The 19439-nt window shown below is 58.9% G+C and carries 21 protein-coding genes and 6 pseudogenes; 22 read left to right on the forward strand and 5 right to left on the reverse strand.

Translation table 11 applies throughout. The features are described 5' to 3' along the window. Positions 1-6 precede the first annotated feature (6 nt). A pseudogene (locus tag H5V44_RS05435) lies at positions 7-621 on the reverse strand (IS6 family transposase). Between the two features lie 97 nt (positions 622-718). On the opposite strand from H5V44_RS05435, the gene H5V44_RS05440 reads away from it, so the two are divergent. The 10 genes from H5V44_RS05440 to H5V44_RS05485 all read left to right on the forward strand — a co-directional run bounded on the left by H5V44_RS05440 (position 719) and on the right by H5V44_RS05485 (position 9501). After that, positions 719-3838: a tetratricopeptide repeat protein gene (locus H5V44_RS05440; RefSeq protein ID WP_185192117.1), complete on the forward strand. Its 3120-nt coding sequence runs from the start codon at positions 719-721 to the stop codon at positions 3836-3838. Between the two features lie 216 nt (positions 3839-4054). After that, positions 4055-4366, forward strand: coding sequence for a hypothetical protein (locus tag H5V44_RS05445; RefSeq protein WP_185192118.1), 312 nt, complete (start codon positions 4055-4057; stop codon positions 4364-4366). Positions 4367-4645: 279 nt separating this feature from the next. Continuing rightward, entirely contained in the window at positions 4646-4783 is a 138-nt protein-coding gene (locus H5V44_RS05450) for a hypothetical protein (protein ID WP_185192701.1), read from the forward strand. A 104-nt stretch (positions 4784-4887) separates the two neighbouring features. Further along, entirely contained in the window at positions 4888-5379 is a 492-nt protein-coding gene (locus tag H5V44_RS05455; RefSeq protein ID WP_185192119.1) for a hypothetical protein, read from the forward strand. Between the two features lie 3 nt (positions 5380-5382). After that, positions 5383-5751, forward strand: a complete 369-nt coding sequence (locus tag H5V44_RS05460) for a DUF7568 family protein (protein ID WP_185192120.1) — start codon at positions 5383-5385, stop codon at positions 5749-5751. Positions 5752-5881: 130 nt separating this feature from the next. Then, positions 5882-6037, forward strand: coding sequence for a DUF2080 family transposase-associated protein (locus H5V44_RS05465; RefSeq protein WP_143414403.1), 156 nt, complete (start codon positions 5882-5884; stop codon positions 6035-6037). Further along, entirely contained in the window at positions 6034-7311 is a 1278-nt protein-coding gene (locus H5V44_RS05470; protein ID WP_185192121.1) for an RNA-guided endonuclease InsQ/TnpB family protein, read from the forward strand. The genes H5V44_RS05465 and H5V44_RS05470 overlap by 4 nt, the downstream gene beginning before the upstream one ends. A gap of 132 nt (positions 7312-7443) precedes the next feature. After that, positions 7444-7839, forward strand: coding sequence for a DUF7567 family protein (locus H5V44_RS05475; RefSeq protein WP_185192122.1), 396 nt, complete (start codon positions 7444-7446; stop codon positions 7837-7839). Positions 7840-7921: 82 nt separating this feature from the next. Next, positions 7922-8506, forward strand: a complete 585-nt coding sequence (locus H5V44_RS05480; RefSeq protein WP_185192123.1) for a hypothetical protein — start codon at positions 7922-7924, stop codon at positions 8504-8506. Positions 8507-8550: 44 nt separating this feature from the next. Then, the gene (locus H5V44_RS05485) at positions 8551-9501 is read left to right on the forward strand and encodes a MarR family transcriptional regulator (RefSeq protein WP_185192124.1); all 951 of its coding nucleotides are present in this window, start codon (positions 8551-8553) and stop codon (positions 9499-9501) included. Between the two features lie 36 nt (positions 9502-9537). Here the strand turns inward: H5V44_RS05485 and H5V44_RS05490 are convergent, their stop codons facing one another. Continuing rightward, complete coding sequence (locus H5V44_RS05490; RefSeq protein WP_185192125.1) at positions 9538-10902, reverse strand: restriction endonuclease; 1365 nt, start codon at positions 10900-10902, stop codon at positions 9538-9540. Between the two features lie 122 nt (positions 10903-11024). On the opposite strand from H5V44_RS05490, the gene H5V44_RS05495 reads away from it, so the two are divergent. From H5V44_RS05495 to H5V44_RS05530, 10 genes and pseudogenes are all read left to right on the forward strand, one after another. Beyond that, positions 11025-11426, forward strand: a complete 402-nt coding sequence (locus tag H5V44_RS05495) for a DUF6166 domain-containing protein (RefSeq protein ID WP_185192126.1) — start codon at positions 11025-11027, stop codon at positions 11424-11426. A gap of 23 nt (positions 11427-11449) precedes the next feature. After that, positions 11450-11727 (forward strand): annotated as a pseudogene (locus H5V44_RS05500) (DUF7389 domain-containing protein). Between the two features lie 47 nt (positions 11728-11774). Continuing rightward, positions 11775-11975: pseudogene (locus H5V44_RS17475) on the forward strand (hypothetical protein); the annotation flags it as partial. Between the two features lie 73 nt (positions 11976-12048). Beyond that, the gene (locus tag H5V44_RS05505; RefSeq protein WP_185192127.1) at positions 12049-12348 is read left to right on the forward strand and encodes a hypothetical protein; all 300 of its coding nucleotides are present in this window, start codon (positions 12049-12051) and stop codon (positions 12346-12348) included. Between the two features lie 2 nt (positions 12349-12350). Further along, positions 12351-12458: pseudogene (locus H5V44_RS18260) on the forward strand (DUF7568 family protein); the annotation flags it as partial. A gap of 82 nt (positions 12459-12540) precedes the next feature. After that, a complete protein-coding gene (locus H5V44_RS05510; protein ID WP_221625601.1) occupies positions 12541-12855 on the forward strand; it encodes a DUF433 domain-containing protein in 315 nt (104 codons plus the stop codon). 8 nt (positions 12856-12863) lie between these two features. After that, complete coding sequence (locus H5V44_RS05515; RefSeq protein ID WP_185192128.1) at positions 12864-13025, forward strand: DUF5615 family PIN-like protein; 162 nt, start codon at positions 12864-12866, stop codon at positions 13023-13025. Positions 13026-13296: 271 nt separating this feature from the next. Then, positions 13297-13982 (forward strand): annotated as a pseudogene (locus H5V44_RS05520) (DUF6166 domain-containing protein). A gap of 259 nt (positions 13983-14241) precedes the next feature. After that, positions 14242-15042 carry a DUF6498-containing protein gene (locus tag H5V44_RS05525; RefSeq protein ID WP_185192129.1) on the forward strand — a complete coding sequence of 267 codons (801 nt, stop codon included), beginning with the start codon at positions 14242-14244 and terminating at the stop codon, positions 15040-15042. A 300-nt stretch (positions 15043-15342) separates the two neighbouring features. After that, positions 15343-15831: a hypothetical protein gene (locus H5V44_RS05530; RefSeq protein WP_185192130.1), complete on the forward strand. Its 489-nt coding sequence runs from the start codon at positions 15343-15345 to the stop codon at positions 15829-15831. A 151-nt stretch (positions 15832-15982) separates the two neighbouring features. Here the strand turns inward: H5V44_RS05530 and H5V44_RS05535 are convergent, their stop codons facing one another. The 3 genes and pseudogenes from H5V44_RS05535 to H5V44_RS18095 all read right to left on the reverse strand — a co-directional run. Next, entirely contained in the window at positions 15983-16189 is a 207-nt protein-coding gene (locus H5V44_RS05535; protein WP_185192131.1) for a hypothetical protein, read from the reverse strand. A gap of 506 nt (positions 16190-16695) precedes the next feature. Next, complete coding sequence (locus H5V44_RS05540) at positions 16696-17955, reverse strand: DUF6498-containing protein (RefSeq protein ID WP_185192132.1); 1260 nt, start codon at positions 17953-17955, stop codon at positions 16696-16698. 57 nt (positions 17956-18012) lie between these two features. Further along, a pseudogene (locus tag H5V44_RS18095) lies at positions 18013-18326 on the reverse strand (DUF21 domain-containing protein); the annotation flags it as partial. 114 nt (positions 18327-18440) lie between these two features. Between H5V44_RS18095 and H5V44_RS05545 the strand changes: the two are divergent. Next, positions 18441-18827, forward strand: a complete 387-nt coding sequence (locus H5V44_RS05545; protein WP_185192133.1) for a hypothetical protein — start codon at positions 18441-18443, stop codon at positions 18825-18827. 5 nt (positions 18828-18832) lie between these two features. After that, positions 18833-19030: a helix-turn-helix domain-containing protein gene (locus H5V44_RS05550; RefSeq protein ID WP_185192670.1), complete on the forward strand. Its 198-nt coding sequence runs from the start codon at positions 18833-18835 to the stop codon at positions 19028-19030. The last annotated feature ends 409 nt before the right edge of the window (positions 19031-19439 follow it).

Below are 19439 nucleotides of genomic sequence, written 5' to 3' on the forward strand. Positions count from 1 at the left end.
GTCGCGTTAACTTTGGCGTAAATTGTGCCAGACAGCGAAGGCTTGAAGACACGATTCTGCTGTCTGCGGTTCGATATGGCTGAAACTCGTTACAAACGAAGAAGTTCGTCGTTCTATCTCTCAAAATACACTTCCGATTCCCGTGTGGAATCGGTATCCGTCTTTGTCAAGGACGTGAACTAACTGATCAGCGCTATCGACGAGAAATTCGACGCCATCGAATCGATTTCGTCGGTGTAGCTCGGCCAGAAACCATCGCGTCGTCAGTTTCGTCGTCGGAAACAGCCTGAACTGCAGGATTTCGTTCGTTTCCGGATCGACGGCACCGGACAGCCAGTAGTCGTCGCCGTTGGCGCGGATCACCTTCTCGTCAACCGTGAGTTGATCCGCACTCACCGTCGACACCGGCTGTAAATCGGCCTTGTGCACCCAGTTGTGAACAGCGACGTGACTGCGTTTGACTCCCAACTCATCGAGAAATTGACTGGCATCCATCGTTGACATACCGGCAAGATGACACCGGATGCCCACTTGAATAGCCCACTCGGGAGTCCGCTTTCGCTCCACAAACGACAAGTCAATCCACTCGATACACCCGTTGAGGCGTTCGGATTCTGCTATAGACACTCAGAAATCGGACGCCCCATCCTCTAACTTAACGCGACCGATGTACGTGGCGATAGATTCAAATTGTCACCCTCTTGTATAGTTCCGTGTAATGGACCCGGCCGTCACGTCGCTGTGTCTTAATCTAACCGCGACAGGGGTTGCCGCCGGCACCGGCGTTACCGTCAGTGGCGTCCGCGATATTTTCCGGCGCAAAAAATACGATGAAAATCTCGAAGACGTCGCAACTGTGTTTGCCGAGTCTCTTGAGGACGCCATCAAGGCCAAGGATGCCCGGCTAGACACCAACGAACTCGCGGGAGCAACCGACGACTGGGAAGCCGTCCTTGACGAAGTTGCCGGGTTGATGACCGGCGAGAGCAGTGACAGCCGGTCACGCGAGCGTGACCAGATTGGCCACCTCTTCCATAACGAGGAGGATGCTGCGATCCAAATCGCAGAGGCCATCGCCACCGTTCAGGGATTCGATCTCTCCAAGACACCGCAGTTGCGTGAGGAACTTATCTCGGCAGTTGGCGACGCCTATGCGGAGGCAATCGCTAACTTCGAGCGCCACATCGCCAGCACTGACCTAGGTGACGTGTTCCAACAGGAGTTACAACTCGACATTCGCGAGGCGGTGAACGATCTTCAGACACGGCTTGCACAGATCGGCGAAGACATCGAAATTTTGCTCACCCAAGACGCCAGAAACGAGGGCTTTCGCCAACTCTCGTCAACGTTCTTCGCGCGTGGCGAGCCGACGCCCGAGACCTCTTGGCGTACCACCTTCTCGCTGGGTGATGTCCACGCTGGGATTCCAGCCCGGCGCGACGGGTATGGTGACACGTACGCCGATGAGGAACTGCTGACACCGCTCCGCGAGAGCGAAGATCGATTCGTCATCGGCCGAGCTGGCGCCGGTAAGAGCACCCTCTGTAAACAGGTCGCTGTCACCTGGCACCAAGATACTGAGACGGGAACGGTGCTGTATCGTGACAGCGACGACGCTGGCGCAGCCTTTGAGAGTCGGGACGCACTGCGAGAAGCCATCGAACGTGCGGACGGTCACGTGCTGGTGGTCGTAGAAGACGCGATTCGGGCGAACGCAAACGCAATTTTCCGCCTCATTGAGGAATACGGGATCGACACAGACGTGACGTTTCTGTTAGATGCACGTGAAGCAGAACTGGACACAGAGCCCGACGCTCAAACACTCGACCGGGGTAGCGAACGGCGCCATCGAGAGATTGCGAGTGCCATCGAGCGATATGAGCTGCCCGAGATTTCGGAAGCCGACATCGCTCGGACTATCGACGCCTTCGAGGAGGCGACCGGCACGACCGTCGAGCGCTCAGCTACCGTGTTGCACGACGAACTCCAATCCGAAGCCACCGAGGGATTTGGTGCGTTCCTGCTGCTTTCCTTTCACCTGCCCTTTGGTGACACGGCAGTCGAGCGGGATGACACCGAGACTGGCCTCGAAGCACACGTTCGATCGCGTTACCAGACACTGATGCAGCCAGGAAGTGATGGTACCCTGCGTGACCTTTCACGATTCGACCGAGACCTGCTGGCTGATGTTGGTGTGATGGTGAATCTATTGAATGCCAGCGGAATCGGTATCTATCCGGAATTGGTGCATACGCTCGGATACGAATTTGGCCACGATATCGGGACACATGACGAAATTCACGAAATTCGCGAGACGTTGGAGGGTTGGTTCCTGTTTCAGACAGGCGACAAGGAAGAGCAGGTACTAACCACGCACGAACTCTGGTCGACGCTGTACCTGCGTGCGCTTGCACGAGACCACCAACAACAACAGACAGACAGTCGGCGACGTGATCGGTCCGAACCCCATGCAGCCCGATGTATGAATGCACTCTTCGCCCTGTTCGACGAGGACTCCCATCGTGAGGCTATCGAACGCGAGTTCCCCGGTTCATCGGTGATGACCGCCATCGACGCCGACACCGACGTGAAAGCAGACGAGTACGTACGGCCGATTTTCGAGTTGGTTGAGCGATGGCCAGTGCTGGCACCGCTGGCAGGCACAACAAATACTGCCCGGTACGATCTGCCAGCGGCTTGTTCAGACCAGACACATCAGTGGGTCACGGCTAATCGAGGCCACGCACATCGCCATCGCGGGGCATACCAGAAGGCACAGACAGAATACGAAAAGCGGTTAAACGAGGCGCAGGACACTGGCGATCGGCAGGGCGAAGCAAAGAGTCTGGACAACCTCGGAGTGGTCGCCAAGAATCTCGGCGAGTACGAGAATGCCCGCGAGTATCTCCAGCAGAGTCTCACAATCTTCCGCGACATCGATAATCGCCAAGGTGAAGCCCAGAGCCTCGGAAACCTCGGGGCAGTTGCCGAGAATCTGGGCGAATACGAAGACGCTCGAAAATACCTCCAAGAGAGCCTCGTCATCAAGCGTAACATCGGCAACCGTCAGGGCGAAGCCGAAAGTCTCGGCCATCTCGGAGTAGTAGCCAAAAATCAAGGCGGGTACGAGGACGCTCAAGAGTATCATCGACAGAGTCTGGAGATCTTCCGCGATATCGGTGATCGCCAAGGCGAAGCCCGGAGCCTCGGGAATCTTGGGGTGGTTGCCCGACATGTGGGCGAGTACGAAGACGCCCGCGAGTATTACCAGCAGAGTCTCGCAATCTTCCGCGACATCGGCGACCGCCAGCTCGAAGCCACGAGCCTCGGCAACATCGGGCTGGTCGCACGGCATCTGGGCGAGTACGAGAATGCTCGAGAATACCACCAACAGAGTCTCGCCATCGAGCGCGATATCGGCAACCGCCGAGGCGAAGCCACGAGCCTCAACAACCTTGGGCTAGTGGCGCAAAAACTGGGTGAATACGAGAACGCCCGCGAGTATCACCAACAGAGTCTTGAGATTTTCCGCGACATTGGCGACCGCCAGCGCGAAGCCCGGAGCCTTAACAACCTCGGGCTGGTCGCACGACATCTGGACGAGTATGGGAATGCTCGCGAGTACCACCAGCAGAGTCTCACAATTTTCCGCAACATCGGAGACCGTCAGGGCGAAGCCAAGAATCTTGACAACCTCGGAATGGTCGCTGCGGAACTAGGTGAGCAGGAAGAAGCCCGAGAATACTACCAACAGAGTCTCAGAATCTTCCGCGAACTTGAGCATACATACGCCGAACGGGTAGAATCACATCTGGAAGAGTTGTCAGAGGACGGCTAGTTGCACTCTCTTCGCTTCTACGACGACAGGCTCTATGTTATAGGTGTGTACGGAGTGGGACCGTGTCTTGACATCAGACAGTATTTTCAGACACCAACCTACAGACCCATTTCAAGAGCTCTCCGTCACATAGAATGTCAGGACAGGCTGATTTGATGCTGACTTCGTGCTGATCTTCTCTGAGTTCAGTACTCTCGAAGGTTCAGTCCGAGATTAGTGGTTTCCGACGCCGAATCGGATGTCGTAGAGAAGTTGTTCGATATTTCGTGTGTCGGAGATGCCACGCTGTTTGCGGGACCGAGCCACCTGACGGACGGCGTTAGCACGTCCGAAGGGAGGATCCAAGACATTCAGCACGGCATCCACGACACGTATGAAGCTCTCGATCAAAACGTCTGCGAGCACGCTACCCCAGGCGATGTGGGCGCACTCCGGGCAGTGACGATACTTACGGCGATCCGTGTATCGCCGTTCCGTATACGTCTCCCCATCAGCAGTCTCGCGTTCGACCTAGAGGGCGCGACGTAGTGTTCGGGGTCGGTCAGCGGGACACTGATCGAGTCACCATCCTGTGCCTCGAACTCGTAGTACCAGTTGGGACAGTAAAGTTGGGCAGCGGGATTCGACCGCAGAATGCTTGTGGCTATGTATGTCTCTCATGACTTCCCGGCCGTCTCACGATGCCCCTCAGAACAGGTTTCTCCCGTCTCATAACCATCGTCACCGAAGAAGTTCTCACGACTGCCAAGCCGCTGACGCTGTGACTGATCGGAATTGCTTATGATCATAATATCTCGATCACGTGCGATGGCTGGTGGCGGGTGGACTGACGGCGGCGCTGGCAGCGACGAGGTCGCGCGCTGCGTCGCGCACGCGGTCGACTTCGAGGCCGACTACGAATCGGGCGACCTGACCATCACTGTCGAACGAGCGGACGAATCCTGAGAATCCGCAGTCACGAGGAGAGTTTTTCGAGCGCCGGCGATGGGTGCCGGCGCAGCTGGAGCGAGCAACGATTCCCGGTGCGTCGGCGTTTCGAGGTGTTCGAGATGCACATGGTGATATACGCCCTGGTAGAGGCATCGACGCACGACGACGCGCTGGCCACCGGAAAGACGGTGTTCGACCGACTGGTCGGCGCGGACCCACACGCCGGCGCCGTCTTCGATTACTATGTGACCTTCGACGAGGAGGACACGTCCGTTGCGGGGAAGGCACGATGGGGGGAGTTGCCGACTGCAGCCCCCATCGACTCCGATGACGGCCAGGACCTGCTCGAGCGTGGCTGGGAGGCGACGAAAGAGGAATTCGAGCGTAATCTCGACCGGGTGAAGGAGGCCATCGAGGAGCTCTCCGACGAGGAGATCATGCGCGACGAGGACCTCGCCCGACACGCCTTCCACCAGATCGGTGCGTACGACGGCCCGACGATCTTCCTGTACACCGAACACGGAACCGGCATTCGCCACCGTGGACAGTTGGACCGACTCCTCAAGGAGAGTGAAGAGCTCTGGATCGTGCCCGCTGACGTCCACTTCTAACCAATGCCTCGCATCACCAACTGGCGACGCGAGAGCCGCTCGCCGACGCTTGCGTATCGGAACACCGAGACCGGGGCGCGAGCAGTCCTGCATCGAGCCCCGGACTCCTACCGGTACAAATGGCGCGGAGCAATCCTCATCGACGGCTACCCGGTCTGGTCGCGGGGGTACGAGACGAAGGACGCGACGTCGTTCCGTGACGAACTCCGGGAGCGGCCGGTCCCGGACCTCAGCTGCCCGGAGTGTCCGAACGACGACGTTCGCGTCGGCGAGAAGGCAGCAGACGGGGCGAAAATCCAGCGATGGTACGACTGCCCCGACTGTGGATACGAAGCCCCCTCACGTATCGTCTACGGACGGAGTACGCCGTGACTCAGGGCTTAGATTCGAGAGTGATGCCCGCACGTTCCGCTAAGGAACAGGTGTGCGTGGTTCGTTCGCTTCACCTATAGGAGGAGTATCCACCGATCAAATTAAGTATATCCAAAGGATATACACAGATATGGCAAATCGATTCCAAATCGACGGCGAGGAGGTTCTCGACGGCCAAGTCAAGGAATTCGGGAACAGCGCCCACGTCACAGTCCCCAAACGCTGGCGAGGGGCTGACGTGAAAGTCGTTCGCACCTCAGAACCAACCGAACAAGACGAAGAATGACTGATTCACAGGCTCTCATCAAGACGCTGGACTTCCAGCTCGACATCCAGAGCGACAATGAGAGCCTGCTGTACGACGCCACCCTCGAAGCGAGGTCGGTATACAACCAATCTATCCGACTCGCCAAGGAAGGTGTGGATTGGGACGTCATTCCCGACCGCGTGGCCGAGGACGCCACCCTCGTGAAAAACACGATACAGCGCGTCGTCGCCAAAGCACTCGGTGCGATGGAGAACTACTACGAGTATGACGACTACAACAAACCCAGCCACACCAAAGGCGGAACGTACCCGCTCCGGGCGAACTACGAGGAGGGGTACAACCTGTCACTCACCGACGACGGCGACGTGGCGTTCCGGATCAGCGCGAAGCCCTACAAGCACGTCAAGGGCGTTCTCGATGGTGACGACGCTCATCTCGACATTCTCAAGACCGCCCTCGAAAGCGATGCATGGACGATTGGGACGGCGGAAGCCCTGTTCCGGAACGGCAACGCCGAGCTGCACGTTAACGTAACTAGCTCCGAGGGGACCGTTCGAAACAAGGAAAATTCACGGACAGTCGTTGGCGTGGATGTCAACGAGGATAATGTGGCGCTGACTGCACTTTCCAAGGGCGGTGTAGAGGACACCGTCGTTATCGAATTTCCGGACATCAATTTCAAGCGCCACCGCTATTTCACGATGCGGAAGCGCGTGCAGAACGCGGGGAAGGACAGCATCCACGACACGTTGGAAGGACGTGAGGAACGGTTTGTCCGCGACCGACTCCACAAAGTGAGCCGTCATATCGTCGAGTGGAGCCGGCAGTTCGAGAAGCCGTGCATCGTCTTTGAAGACCTCAAGGAGATGCGCGACGGCCTCGACTACGGCACGCGGATGAACCGACGCTTGCACCGCCTCCCGTTCCGCGCGCTTCAGCACTACACGTCCTACAAGGCAGCATTCGCGGGGATTCCGACGGCTTGGATCAATCCCGAATACACGAGTCAATGCTGTCCGATGTGCGGCCATACGGAACGATCGAACCGTCACAAGAAGCGGTTCAAGTGCCAGTCCTGTTCGCATCAAGACCACGCCGACCGGAGTGCAAGCGTAAATATCGCCGTGAAAGGTGTCGAAGAGTATCAAGAGTGGACTGTGCCTGCTCTCAACAGCCTTCCCACTGTGCGGACGGTGCGACGGCAGGCATCGGGGGCCGTGGACGCCCCGACCGTGACCCACGACGCCGTTCGAGGCTATCAGACCGATGGCGTCGCGGGAGTGTCCGACTAATCCACGGGAAGTTTCGAGGACCGATATCGAGACAGTTCACGGCGCCGAACGGTGAGCGGGTGGATCCCCGCTGGCCGCTGTTTTTCGGCCGGGCACGAAGTGGTGGCCCGGGACGACCGGGTGAGTCAACCAATGACCCTCGAAGTACTTGACCGACACAGCGAGGCACTGTTCGAGTTCCTCTGGTGTCCCGTCTGCGGGCAGGAGGTCTTCACTCACATCCCCTTCGAGGGGGTGTTCTGCAAGAACTGCAACACCCAGGTCGAACTCCAAGAATCCCGAGAGACGCGCGGCTACGAGGAGGCCGTGCTCGCCTGCTTCGACTCTACCACGGCCTGGAACCTCCACGTCGACGAGAAACTGCGCCGCGATCTGCCTGATGGGTCGGCCCGCGTGAAGATCCTCGGTGCACCGGGGGCCTACAAAGTCGACTGGTGGAGTCCAGCACCGGGAGAAGACTGGGAGCCAGTCGAGCGTGGTGAATTCGACGGCGTGGAGGAACCAGACGAGGTGTCACATCTCGCGTAGTGGATAGCAATCCCGCTACGACTGTGTGGTGTTGTTCCTGCGCCGGCGATGGGTGCCGGCGCACACGCGCCGGCGAGTACCGATGTCGACACGGAGTCAACTCCGATTCGTCCAACGAGTCGAACAGACCGATGAGACAGATGGCAACGCCGACCGCATCGCGCAGGTGTACCGGCATTCGGACGGCTACCCGGGGAGCGTCCTCCGGGATCTCGCACAGCTGAAAGAGCTGCTCGATGCGACCCGTGCAGAGCGGGGACCGGATTACACGGCGGCGACGTTCGTGTTCCTCGACAAGCTCTCGACGGTCGACCTCTATCTGGATGGCGACCCAGAGCGAACGATCGACGCGGCTCAGCCAGCGGATCTCCTCGAGCCATCCAATATGGAGCATCTCGACCAGCCGCTGTTCCTGCTGGGCCACGGCGTCGAGAATCCAGCTGACGGCATCCACGGCGACGAGGAGTACCTCTACGTCGTGGAACTCCCGACGGAGAACTCGTTCGACGAGCCGACCGAGTGGACAGTCAAAGTGAGCGGTCACTCCGCGTTCCCTCGCTGGGACGGCCCGATCAACGAGGCCTTCGAGCGAGCGAGTTGGCAGTTCCACGGGTCGCTCAAGGACGCGCTCGCAGAACTGGTTCGGGACGAAGCTATTGTCAAGTAAAATCCCAAATCGTATTTATACAGTTGGGGTTTAGAAAGACCCAGATGATTTCGAAGGCCGGACTCGCCTTGCTTGACGCGCTGAGTACCGGCCGTAAAGCAACACCGGAGGAACTCGCGGCCGAAACCGGATATTCACGAGACCATCTGTACGACGTACTCGACGAATTGCACGCAGCGGGATTGCTCACAGAAACCCGTGGCCCCAGCAATCAGCGTCGTGTCCGCATCGCGGAACATCCAGTTACCGAAGCGTATCGAACGCTGCTATCGGAGTTCAGCCACGTGGACTGGACGGAACTGCTCTCCCCAGCCACACTCCGCGTGTGTTGGTATCTCGATAGACCACGACACATCGCTGATATCGCAGACCGGCTCGGAATCACTCGACAAGGTGTCCACAGCGCGTTATCGCCGCTCAAGCACCGAGCACTACTCTCCAGATCCGATTCGAAGTACGCCCTCCGTGACGAAGTCTCGCCGCTGTTGGCGTTCGCCCGGGCTACCGTAAAGCACGAACATCGAGCCCGAGTCCGGGAAATCGCCCCCAGCGCCACGATCGCGTGGTGCGATCCGAACCGGTCCCTCGTCCGCGTACAGACCGATGAGGATACGGACGCACTCCAAGCAGCTCCGGACTGGGAGATGACCGGACTGGGTCGGTTTGCAGCGTATGGTCTACAGTTTTTCCTCGCCGGCGAGCCTCCGTTCTGGTATGCGCCGGACGAGGAGCTAACGGCTGCTGAAGTCGTGTGTCATACGCTCCTTCTGGATAGCGGATCCCGGCGCGTCAGCTATTCGATGCTACTGATCGAGGCGGAGGACATCGATCAGGAGACACTCGTCGAGACCGCACGGTGGTACGACCTGGAACCCACTGTGAAAGCATTGTATCGGCCACTTCGGGGCGACTTCGACAGGACAGATGATCTGCCAGTCATCCTCCCAAAGAAGGACGAATATATGGCACTCAAAGAGCAGTACGGAGTCTCGTAACCCTAACCCCGCAGCCTGGCGGAAAATTGCGACTGGTTAGATGATGCCGCCGATGACGAGTAGTCCGACGACGACCAGCAGCGTCGCGACAACGCTTCCCCCGGCCAGCCACTTGTTCTCCATCGCCTTCTCGTGAAGCGGCATCGCGGCGTACTCCTCGCGGAACGCTTCGAGATTCTCCTCGTCGTAGAAGTACTTCGTCTTCAGCGCGAACCGTTCCGTCACCGCACACCCCGTACAGACCGGCTCGCCTTCCAGCCGCTCCGTTTTGATGTGGCTGGAGCAGGCGATTGCCCCGCAGTTCGAACAGTAGGTGTACGTCTCGTCGCCGCCGCTCGTGTCACAGTGGACGCAGCGGTGGATGCCGTCCTCGGCTGTTACTCGTGACGGGCCTGCCGCGTAGTACTCGTAGGGATAGGTGTACTCCTGGATGTCGGTGGTGTGCCGAACTTCGGGGAGGTACACTGGTTCGATCGACTGCACGGAGATGTCCGAGCGGTTCGGCTCGCAGGTCTTGTTGTAGGTGACGTTGTTGTCGCCGGTGTAGGTGACCGTCGTCGTGTGGTGGTGCTGGAGTCGCTCGACTGCCCACTCCTTGTACTCCGTTTGCGTCTGCCCGAACCGCCGCTCCTCGACGGCGTCGAACACCTCTCCGAACTGCTCGGCGTCGAGATCGACCGTCGCGTGGAGGTTCTCGGTGACCAGCGTCGCGACGTCTTCATCGACGACCTGTGGCTGCCCGCGTTCGGCGTGGGCAACGAATCGGGTCCGGTCGTTGATCCGGTGGATGACGCCCACCGACGTCTCGAAGACGGCGTTCGTGTCCGCGGTGACCGCGACCACCGGGCGGAACGTCACCGATGAGTGTGGGTCTGGGAGGTCGGCGGCCTCGATGTTCTCGATGTCGCGGAACGCCTCCGTGACTGGCGCGTCGACGTCGGCGGCCGGATCGTACGGGCGGAGCGTCTCGTCGCAGAGAATCTCGATGCGCCCGTTGTAGAGATCGAGACCGATCTCGTCGGCGATTTCCCGAAGGTCCTCGCCGTCGATCAGCTCGATGGGATAGGGATCGTCGTTCCGCTGGAGCCGGTCAGCGTACTCCTCGGCAGGGTTCGTAAATCGACCAGTGGTGGCGACCATCCCACGCTTTGGACCGTCGAAGTCGAACGTCGCGATGGCCGAGTGCAGCTTCTGGACGACCGGCCGGCCGACCGTCCCCGTGTGCTTACACTCGACGATGATCGCCCGTCGCGTGCCGTCGACGACCTCCTCCATAATGACGTCCCGCCCCTCGTCGGCCGTGCGTTCGGCCTGCCGGACGTTCTCGTAGCCGAGGTTCTGGAACACGTCCTCCATCAAGTCCTCGAACTCGAACCCCGAGAGGTCGTCCAGTACAGCCATTCCGATATACCTGGACAGTACGTTGCAACTGTCAAATACGTTGCCGAACGCAACTACGTCCTGTTTTTGAACCCCCGAGAGGGGTGCGGGGGTGATCGAACGAGCCTCCCGCGAACCAACCTATGAGTGGAATCAGCGGCCCACGCTCACACGTACAGTCACGGACTTCGGCAGATCCCGACGTCATCTACGTCGGTTACCGCCGTCGAGGCCGCGCCATCGTCGAGAAGCAACCGGATCAAGAACAACTCACGCCAGAGCGGAGTCTCGAGCTGGCGAATCACAGTCCTTCGGGATTCGAATGGGGATATTGTGGCAGCGGGCCGGCCCAACTCGCACTCGCCCTTCTGCTCGATTACACGGGCGACGAGGCGTTCGCCCTCGATCACTACCAAGAGTTCAAAACCGAGGTCGTGAGCCAGCTCGAATGTACAGGTCCCAACGGATGCTGGCGCCTCACCAGCAGTAACATCGACGCAGTTCTTCACGAAACGCCTGACAAGCCCGCCGCACCGACCATCTAAACACTAATCACCGAAAGTAACCTATGTCAGGGCATACCCAATCAGCTGGTGCGGATGACGAATGGACCGAAGGCACTGAACAGGTGACACGGACGGAGTGCGTCGAACGCAGTGACGTCGGCGTCTACCTCATCGTGACGCTTACTCGCGGGACTGGCACCCGCGATCAGGACAGATCGTGGCCAAAGCGAAAGGCAAGGCTCTCGAAGACGCTCGCGAGGATATGGAGATTCTTCGGGAGTACATCCACGATCTCGCTGAGGACCCCCGCCAGATCCAACCCGAGGAAGAAGACGGGTAACAGCGGGGACTTTTTTACTACATCAGTAGTGGCGGAGGCGATCATCAATGAGTGATCCTGGCGTTGAATCAGCAGACTCAAGCAGTCTTTCACCAGAACAACGGCTCGAACCCCCGAACACGCGACTCATCAACGCTGGTATCGTGACGGTCAACGATATGTAGACGTTGCGAGCCTGCGTCGCCCACGAAAACGCGAATCAAAAAGGGATTCCGATTCTTCGCCGGCTCAAAGATCGGGCTAGCGAATCCGCGCACAAGACGATTTACGCAGCACTCGAGGATGTCTGTCGGAGCCTCGATGGGTGGAGGTTCGAATGGGATGAGCGATCGACCCGAGATCGAGATTCAACGACAGACTGTATTCGGCGACGATGGTCAACTCGAAGTGACTGAAACGAGCGTCGAGACCTCACCCGAGGACTTCGGCGCAGAAGTGGATCACCGCGACCGTGGTTCGTGTCTTGATCGGCCCGAGGCGAGTGAGTTCGGCGTCGACGATCGGCCCGAAGTTGAGCAAACATCCGAGGGTGAGCAGTCCAGTCTCTTCGCCGACGCAGCCGAGGACCAGCAGACGCTGGCCGGCGACGACGCAGCTGCTCGCTGTCTTTTCGAGGAGTGACTATGACACGACTCGCCAATTGGACCCGAGAGAGCCGTACTCCAACCCTGGCGTACCGAAATACAGAGACCGACGCGCGAGCAGCTCTATACCGAGCGCCAGACTCGTACGTTCATATGGAGCTCAGCATCTATTGAACCCGACTGTTATTAGTCCGCGCCCACTAGCGGTACAAAGAGACCCTGGAGAACAATGGCTGGAGCAGGCTTCACATCGGGCGCCGACGGCACGATGCCCCAGATTGTGAGAACAGACGATGTCCTCGGGGGCGACCCGCGCATCAAAGACCACCGCATAGGCGTCTATCACGTCTATCAGCGATACGTGGAGGGCGACGAGACGCCCGAAGCAATCGCGACCAGCTATGGTATCTCGGTTGCCGAAGTTCACGCCGCTCTCGCCTACGCGTTCAGTAATCCCGAGGAGATGCGGGAGATCGAAGCCCGAAATCAGGCTCGCTACGAAGAGGACCCTGGAATCCGGATCACTCCCGACGATCGGGCCTGAACCTGTCGATGCAACTGCTCGCTGATGAAAACGTGGAGACGGAGTGGGTCCAAGCCCTCCGCGACGACGGCCATAATGTCGTTCGCGTCGTCGACGTCGAGGGACTCGGTGTCAGTGCGACTGATCCGGATGTTTTGGCAGGTGCCACCCAGGAAATCGAGTACTCTTGACGGCCGATCAGTCCGACTTCAGCGACCCACCGACTGGCGACCATCCGGGCATCATCATTATCGCCGACGTCACTCGAACAGGGGGCCAAGTCCGGCGTGCAGTTCGCCGGATTGAACGGTCAGTGTCTGACCTCTCCGGCCACGTCGCGTACGTCAGTGACTGGCTCTAGGCCCGCGCTCTCAGCGGCGTGGCTCCTCAAGTGTGCTCGTCCGGTGTGGTTTGTCGACCCCTCGAAAGGGTGCGGGGCATCCGAAACCCTGTATTCGACCTATGGAGCCCGATTCGACCACCCATCCAGAGCGGTAGTACAGGCCGAGAGTGAGCACAGCCGGTCAACAGCAGACCACGTCGAGTATATGGGTATGCGCGTCGACGGGACGCCAGTAGTACTAAAACTCACTAAACACGAGCGGCCCTCCCCTAACCGAACCCTCAATCTCGTGCGACACAGCCCGGTCGGATTCAACTGGGGATACGTGGGGAGCGGACCGGCGCAGCTCGCCTGTGCGCTCCTCCCCAATTACTACGACAGCAAGAGCGTCGCCCACCAGCATTACATCCAGTTCCGCAACACAGTCGTGAGTTACCTGGTGTGTGATGGCCCCGCTGACTGCTGGCATCTCACCGGTGACGACATCGAGGCCGCACTCAGTGAGTTTCAGGAACACCACGGCCTCACGCCGGACGGTGGCGACCCGTTGGCGTCGCTGCCGGCGAATTGGAGTGCGGTGAGCCGGGCAGATCGGACAGTCTTCCAACGTCGGGATATCGACCATTACGTCGTCCTCGCCGAAGGGAGCGAGGAGTGGTTGATCATACTTTGCGCGCAGGGCGACCGGGCGTATCCCGCCCCGCTTGACCATCGAACGCTTCCGGTCGAGAACGATCCTGCTTCAGTCGTTCAGGCACTCGTCGCTGAGAGTAACGATCTCGTCGAGCCAGAGGAGAACATCTGATGGAGAACAGCCACGAGAGCACGGCCTCTACTGCTGGGACGCACATCCGTGAGTATTGAATCCTGAACAGGTGCGCCGTCGACGCCACGCCGGCGAGTGAATTGAAGAGCCGAAGCCAGGTGTCAGGACCGTCCAGATGATTAACCAACAGTACTGGATTCTTTGGCGGAATGTTGGTTAAGAGTGGTATAACACTACCACCAATATCGTCAAGCGGGGGGCCTAAGTGAGAGACACGTTCAGCATACGGCCGTCCCCAATGCAGCAGTTGTTCCCTCCACACGCGTCACGCCCTGATGTAAAATTATTCTCGATATTCGTGGCCAACAGCGTGCCTGTCGTCGGATTACTCGCGTTCGACACGTCGGCGGCAGCGCTGTTGATCTTTTATTGGCTGGAGCTCGGCGTGGTTATGCTCTGGACCATCGTGCGGGCTCTGTTTGCCGGCAAGCCACCCGGTAAGGAGGCCGAACGGGACCCGTTCAGCGGTCCCCAGTGGGCGACGCTACGGTTCATTCTCCCGGATCGGTTCTTCGGCGGTGACGACTCGACGTCCGACGGCGGTTGGAGGGCTCAGCAGATCCCACTACCCCGAACCGACGTTGGCATCCACCTCGGAACCATCCCTGCGCTCGTCGTCGTGATCTTCCTGCTCACCGTCGTGTGGGCTGGATTCGGAGGAGTAGTCGCCGGTCCGGTCGTTGCCGCAGCGAACGGAACCGGGACGCCAATGTGGCCGCTCACCGGTGCCGGTGTCGTTTTTGTGAGTCAAGGTGGCCGAACGGTCACGGAGTACTTCTATCGTGGCGGCTACCGGGACGCCACCGTTTGGACAGCAGCGAAAGGGGTATTCTACGAGGGGTTCGTCCTGGTTGGCGCCGGATTACTCGTGTTGCTGAGTGTATATGCGTCCACGGACGGCGAGGCCGCCGGTCTTGAGAGTGCAGCCAGTGGCCCGATCATTTTCACTGTTATCGCCACCAAGTTCCTGATCGATCTCACCGTGTACTACATCGATACGCTCGACAAACCGCTTCGTGACCTGGTTGTTCCCGATTGAGTTCACTCTGTACTGATGAATTCTTGATCACTACCGCTCGGTGTGACTATCGGCTGGTCTGAAGACGCGTGTCCGGGATCGACTGAGAGGAACCCCATACCGTACCCCTCAAGATGAAATCCGGATTGTACCCTCCGATATTTCTACTAAGACCCGGATATGATCGGGGAGTGGGTCAGCTACGGTTTCAACGACTAGATCGAAGCAATAGACTTGTGCGTCGGATAAGTTATGCTGGGAACTGAGGAACCACATATAACGACTAGTGACGGGGTGAAAACATCGTGGCGGTGGGCCACCGTGCTTGCCGTCCACCCCGTTATGGCAGTCGGAGTACTGGCCGGCGCGCTCCTGTTTGGCCTCGCCGGCACCGCAACGACAGCGTTCGGCCTCCCGAAGTTCATTCCGTTGGTTCCCGGAGGGCTGACCCTCGTTTTCCTCGGGATGGCCCATCTCTATACACCGATTTACGTTGCGGGACTGGCGCTGGACCGACGATGCGTGCGAGCGAGCGACGCGGCTTGGAGGCCGTCGAGATTAGTGCTGTTAGCTGGTGGTGCCCAGATCGTATACTTCGTCGTCCCGATCATACAGGCGTACGGGGGTAAGACGTTCGAGGAACTGGTGTTCGGGTCGGTTGAGTTCGCGGCACTCCTATGTACTGGAGTCGTTACGATCCGGTATCTGGCTGTCCGCGACAGCAACCTCCCCGGCGCCCCGGCGTTGGTCTCGCTGTGGTCCGGTGTGTGGTCTCGCCTCGCTGGGGTGGCGCGTTCCTGGTTGAGTTAACCGAGATCTGTGACAACTCTAAGCAGGATGTGGAAGACATCGTCAGGATGGGGACGGACCGTTCTCTCCCACCCCGAGTGAGTGCGGTTCAGCTACGTATATTCCGAATCAATCGATGGAAATGCCTGTTATCCGTCTTAGTGCTGAGCCACTACCGCGCCAACGAAACGAGTAAACCGATCAGCACGACCACCCCGACGACAATCAGTATGCTCCCCGTCTGTGGTGAGTTATCAAGCAGAGTCACACCGACCGCCGTCAGCACGATCCCGAGCACAAACAACAGAAGTTTCCAGACGATCGTGGGGACGAACTCGAGTACGATGTCGAAAACAAACGCAAAAATATCATCTATCATACTGATTTCGGTATGTCAACTGTTCATTTTTATCTAATAAAAGTTGTTGTCTTGGCTACTCGGAGTGCTTCGGTCTTGTAAGGAGACCAAACAACGGCGTGGCGATCGAAACGCCACTATGGAGACCTGACGAGGCTGTTTTCAGAATCAAAGGCCCCGTCAGACTCGGTATGAACCGTTATATCCAATAGATCGTAGCCCAATATGATGCCCTCTATACTCGAATGACCTGTATTTCACTACGGAATCTCATTCGTCAACGCCGTGATCGTCGCAGTAATCGGATTGACCGTATTTGGTGGGTTAGCGCGTCTGGTCGCACTCGCTCTCGTCGCTATTAAGATCGTTGTGGTCCCACAGATACTGAAACGCGCGGCGTAGCCCAACCCCTTGACGCCGAGGGGCATCCACCGCAGTAGAGCCACTAACGGCGCGTTTCACCTCCCGACCCGAATGAGGATACGAACACGGCCCGCTGACGTAGGGGCGTTCGGCGACATTGCCGTTCACCCTACCGACCGGTCGGGTCGACGATCGAACGTCGCAAGCACGGTCTCTGCATCCCCCAAGTGCGGGAGTCGGAGGGTGTCGTCGTCCAACTTCACGACGACCGTCTCGGTCCCGAGTCGACCGTCGAGCCAGTCGCGCTCGACGCGCAGGCTCCGTTCGTCCCACGGTTCGACGCGCCAGAGCGGTTGTCGGAACAGGCGGTCGTAAGCAACGACCGCGTCGTCGTCGACGCGATACTCGACGTTGGCGTACCGGAGCCAGTGATCAGCGGAACTCAACCCGAAAGGGACCACCACGGCCGCGGCGGCGAGCGGGGCAGCGACGGACCACACCCGACCGGTGGCGAACAGCAGTGCGATCAGCCCGATGAACACACCCACCACCGCCGCATTCGGGTGCCGGACGAGGGTCGGAATCCCGCCGAACAGCCGCCCGAGCAACGTCGGACGGACGCGCGCTGCGTTCTCCGAGAGGTCGTCGTCCACCGCTCGATCGGTCGGTGGGTCGTACGCGACGCCGAGGGAGACGTCGGTCGCCTCGTCGTACGCTTCGAGCCGATCGGCGTACTGATCTACGAGATCGAGTGCGGTCTTCAGGCCGACGATGCCGAGGAGCAGCGGAACCCCGACCGTGCCGGGATCGCGAATCGCACTCGAAGCGCTTGCGCCGGCGGGGGCGGCGACGACGACCACACAGACCCCGATACCGAACAGTGCAGTGCCCCGGAACAGGACGCCCCGGAGCGCGGTCTGAGCGCTGTGCTCGCGGTACGCTCGTTGGTAAAAGTACTCGAATCCGGTTCGCCCCGCCTCGGCAATAATGATCGTGAGAATAGCCAATCCAAGAACCCACTCCGGCTGTTCGGGTTCGGCGACGCCGACCACACCGACGGTCACTCCACTGACAGCGAACCACAGAATCGCCAGCAGAGGGGTAGCGATCAGGAGCACGGGGACGCTGGACATCCGAACGCCAACGTCGGTTTGGGGCACGGTCACGCGTAACGACCGGCGGGCCAGCGCGCCCAGAACCAGCGGGTCGTCGTCGAGTTCGGATGGCCGTCCGGCGAACACGGCTCGAACCACTGCTGCCAGCAACACCACCGAAAACTCCACCCAGTACAGGAGGATCAGAGTCGTGGGCTGCCAGCCCAGCGCACCCACGCCGACGAGCGGAACGGCGTTCGCCACGAGGATGCCGAGCACCTCAAAACGGGGTAACGACTCCGGAGGTTTGCCGACGAACCCGGGGAACATACCGCGGTTTTGCGCTGGCTATGTTTAAATGCAACCGAACGCAACATTGCTGTGGAACTTCTCGAATACCGACCCAAGTCGGGTTCGGACATCAGCCCGAGTCTCGATGAGTTCCTTCCCCGTTTCCGTCCATACTTGAGTCATCTCAATGCCGAACAGGCCGAGTGTTGCCTTTGGAACGGAGTCACTGACCCTTACGACCGGCGCGAGTATCTTGGCGAAACAGTACGGTGGTCGTGCCCCGAACCGGGCGGCCTGTTGGGGCGTTCGATACCGAGGTACGTGGGCGTCTGTTCCCCACCTGTCAGGTGAATCAAATTACTGATAAGAAATCCGAGTAGCGAACCAGCCCCGACTGGTGCGAGCGTCGTGAACGACCCAGTCCGATATTAAAACCAGCCGGGAAACACGTCAATTGTAGGTTGAGCCATAGTATGTAAAGTCAAAACGACTAAGTGGAAAGTATACTTTACATTCATACGGGTATGAGGATCAAACGCACCATTCCAATCGGCGTCGCGGTTCTCGGCGTCGTCGTGACGGGCGTTGTGTTGGCAGCCGTAGACGGATTTCTACCCGAAATTGGAGCGGTTGCTGGAGGCTTGGTGCTCTTTGGCGCAGGGTATGCGTGGTACCGACGACAGTGGGACCGAGCAGACGAAGTCAGGATAGACGAGCGAGTTGAGTGGGTCGCACACCGGTCGGGGGAGGTTGCGTTCAGAGTGTCTCTTGCTCTCGCGATGGTCCTGTTCATCGCGACCGAGGCGGGTGGTATCCCGATAACGGCCAAGGAAGGGCTCGTTCTCCTGATTTTGGGGATGGTCGCCGCTCGCTTCGGACTTTACGGCTGGTATAACCAACAGTCAGTGTGAAAATCGTGGACAACGATCTCAACGTGTGGCGGGCAAAAGCGGACGTGACGCAGGAGGAACTCGCCGACGCCGTTGAAGTGAGTCGACAAACCATCAACGCTATCGAACGAGGTCGGTATGACCCGAGCTTAGAGTTGGCGTTCGCGCTTGCGGACTTTTTCGAGTGTGCTATCGAGGACATTTTCCAGCCCGATACGGAGTGAGTTCGAGATTAGAGTTGGCTACGGTGTCTCCGGCTATCCGGGTCGTGTCTCAAGCTCTCCCCGGGTCGAAGCCCGAGCCGACACTCTCTACTGAACACTCGGAGGTGGACGATTTTGGAGGGCACTCTACGCAAGGTATACGCCCTGTACTGGCCGCCCACCACTCTCCGCTGACTTCCCCCAAGCTTGCTGATTACGCGCTGTGTCCCCAGCAACGTCGTTTCGAACTCAACGTCTGTCAGCGCTATCGTGACCGATACAAAAAAGAACTACAGCGGTCGATCACTGGTGACTCTATACTAATTGGATGCATCGATCCGTCGATTAAACTGCTTGCTGAGAGCAAGTGCGGTTCAAGCGAGACTGCCAGCTATTGTTAGAAAAGGATCGAGATTCTGTACTCAAAAGG

The organism is Halobellus ruber, assembly GCF_014212355.1.
In the GTDB taxonomy this organism is placed as follows: Archaea; Halobacteriota; Halobacteria; order Halobacteriales; family Haloferacaceae; genus Haloquadratum; species Haloquadratum rubrum.

Bases quoted from the DNA above. Each gene is read 5' to 3' on its own strand.
- H5V44_RS05475 (WP_185192122.1), top strand. From the start codon at position 7,444: ATGACCCTCGAAGTACTTGACCGACACAGCGAGGCACTGTTCGAGTTC.
- H5V44_RS05515 (WP_185192128.1), top strand. From the start codon at position 12,864: ATGCAACTGCTCGCTGATGAAAACGTGGAGACGGAGTGGGTCCAAGCC.
- H5V44_RS05485 (WP_185192124.1), top strand. From the start codon at position 8,551: ATGATTTCGAAGGCCGGACTCGCCTTGCTTGACGCGCTGAGTACCGGC.
- H5V44_RS05495 (WP_185192126.1), top strand. From the start codon at position 11,025: ATGAGTGGAATCAGCGGCCCACGCTCACACGTACAGTCACGGACTTCG.
- H5V44_RS05450 (WP_185192701.1), top strand. From the start codon at position 4,646: ATGGCTGGTGGCGGGTGGACTGACGGCGGCGCTGGCAGCGACGAGGTC.
- H5V44_RS05455 (WP_185192119.1), top strand. From the start codon at position 4,888: ATGCACATGGTGATATACGCCCTGGTAGAGGCATCGACGCACGACGAC.
- H5V44_RS05440 (WP_185192117.1), top strand. From the start codon at position 719: ATGGACCCGGCCGTCACGTCGCTGTGTCTTAATCTAACCGCGACAGGG.
- H5V44_RS05460 (WP_185192120.1), top strand. From the start codon at position 5,383: ATGCCTCGCATCACCAACTGGCGACGCGAGAGCCGCTCGCCGACGCTT.
- H5V44_RS05525 (WP_185192129.1), top strand. From the start codon at position 14,242: ATGCAGCAGTTGTTCCCTCCACACGCGTCACGCCCTGATGTAAAATTA.
- H5V44_RS05545 (WP_185192133.1), top strand. From the start codon at position 18,441: ATGAGGATCAAACGCACCATTCCAATCGGCGTCGCGGTTCTCGGCGTC.
- H5V44_RS05510 (WP_221625601.1), top strand. From the start codon at position 12,541: ATGGCTGGAGCAGGCTTCACATCGGGCGCCGACGGCACGATGCCCCAG.
- H5V44_RS05535 (WP_185192131.1), bottom strand. From the start codon at position 16,189: ATGATAGATGATATTTTTGCGTTTGTTTTCGACATCGTACTCGAGTTC.
- H5V44_RS05540 (WP_185192132.1), bottom strand. From the start codon at position 17,955: ATGTTCCCCGGGTTCGTCGGCAAACCTCCGGAGTCGTTACCCCGTTTT.
- H5V44_RS05470 (WP_185192121.1), top strand. From the start codon at position 6,034: ATGACTGATTCACAGGCTCTCATCAAGACGCTGGACTTCCAGCTCGAC.
- H5V44_RS05490 (WP_185192125.1), bottom strand. From the start codon at position 10,902: ATGGCTGTACTGGACGACCTCTCGGGGTTCGAGTTCGAGGACTTGATG.
- H5V44_RS05505 (WP_185192127.1), top strand. From the start codon at position 12,049: ATGAGCGATCGACCCGAGATCGAGATTCAACGACAGACTGTATTCGGC.
- H5V44_RS05465 (WP_143414403.1), top strand. From the start codon at position 5,882: ATGGCAAATCGATTCCAAATCGACGGCGAGGAGGTTCTCGACGGCCAA.
- H5V44_RS05480 (WP_185192123.1), top strand. From the start codon at position 7,922: ATGTCGACACGGAGTCAACTCCGATTCGTCCAACGAGTCGAACAGACC.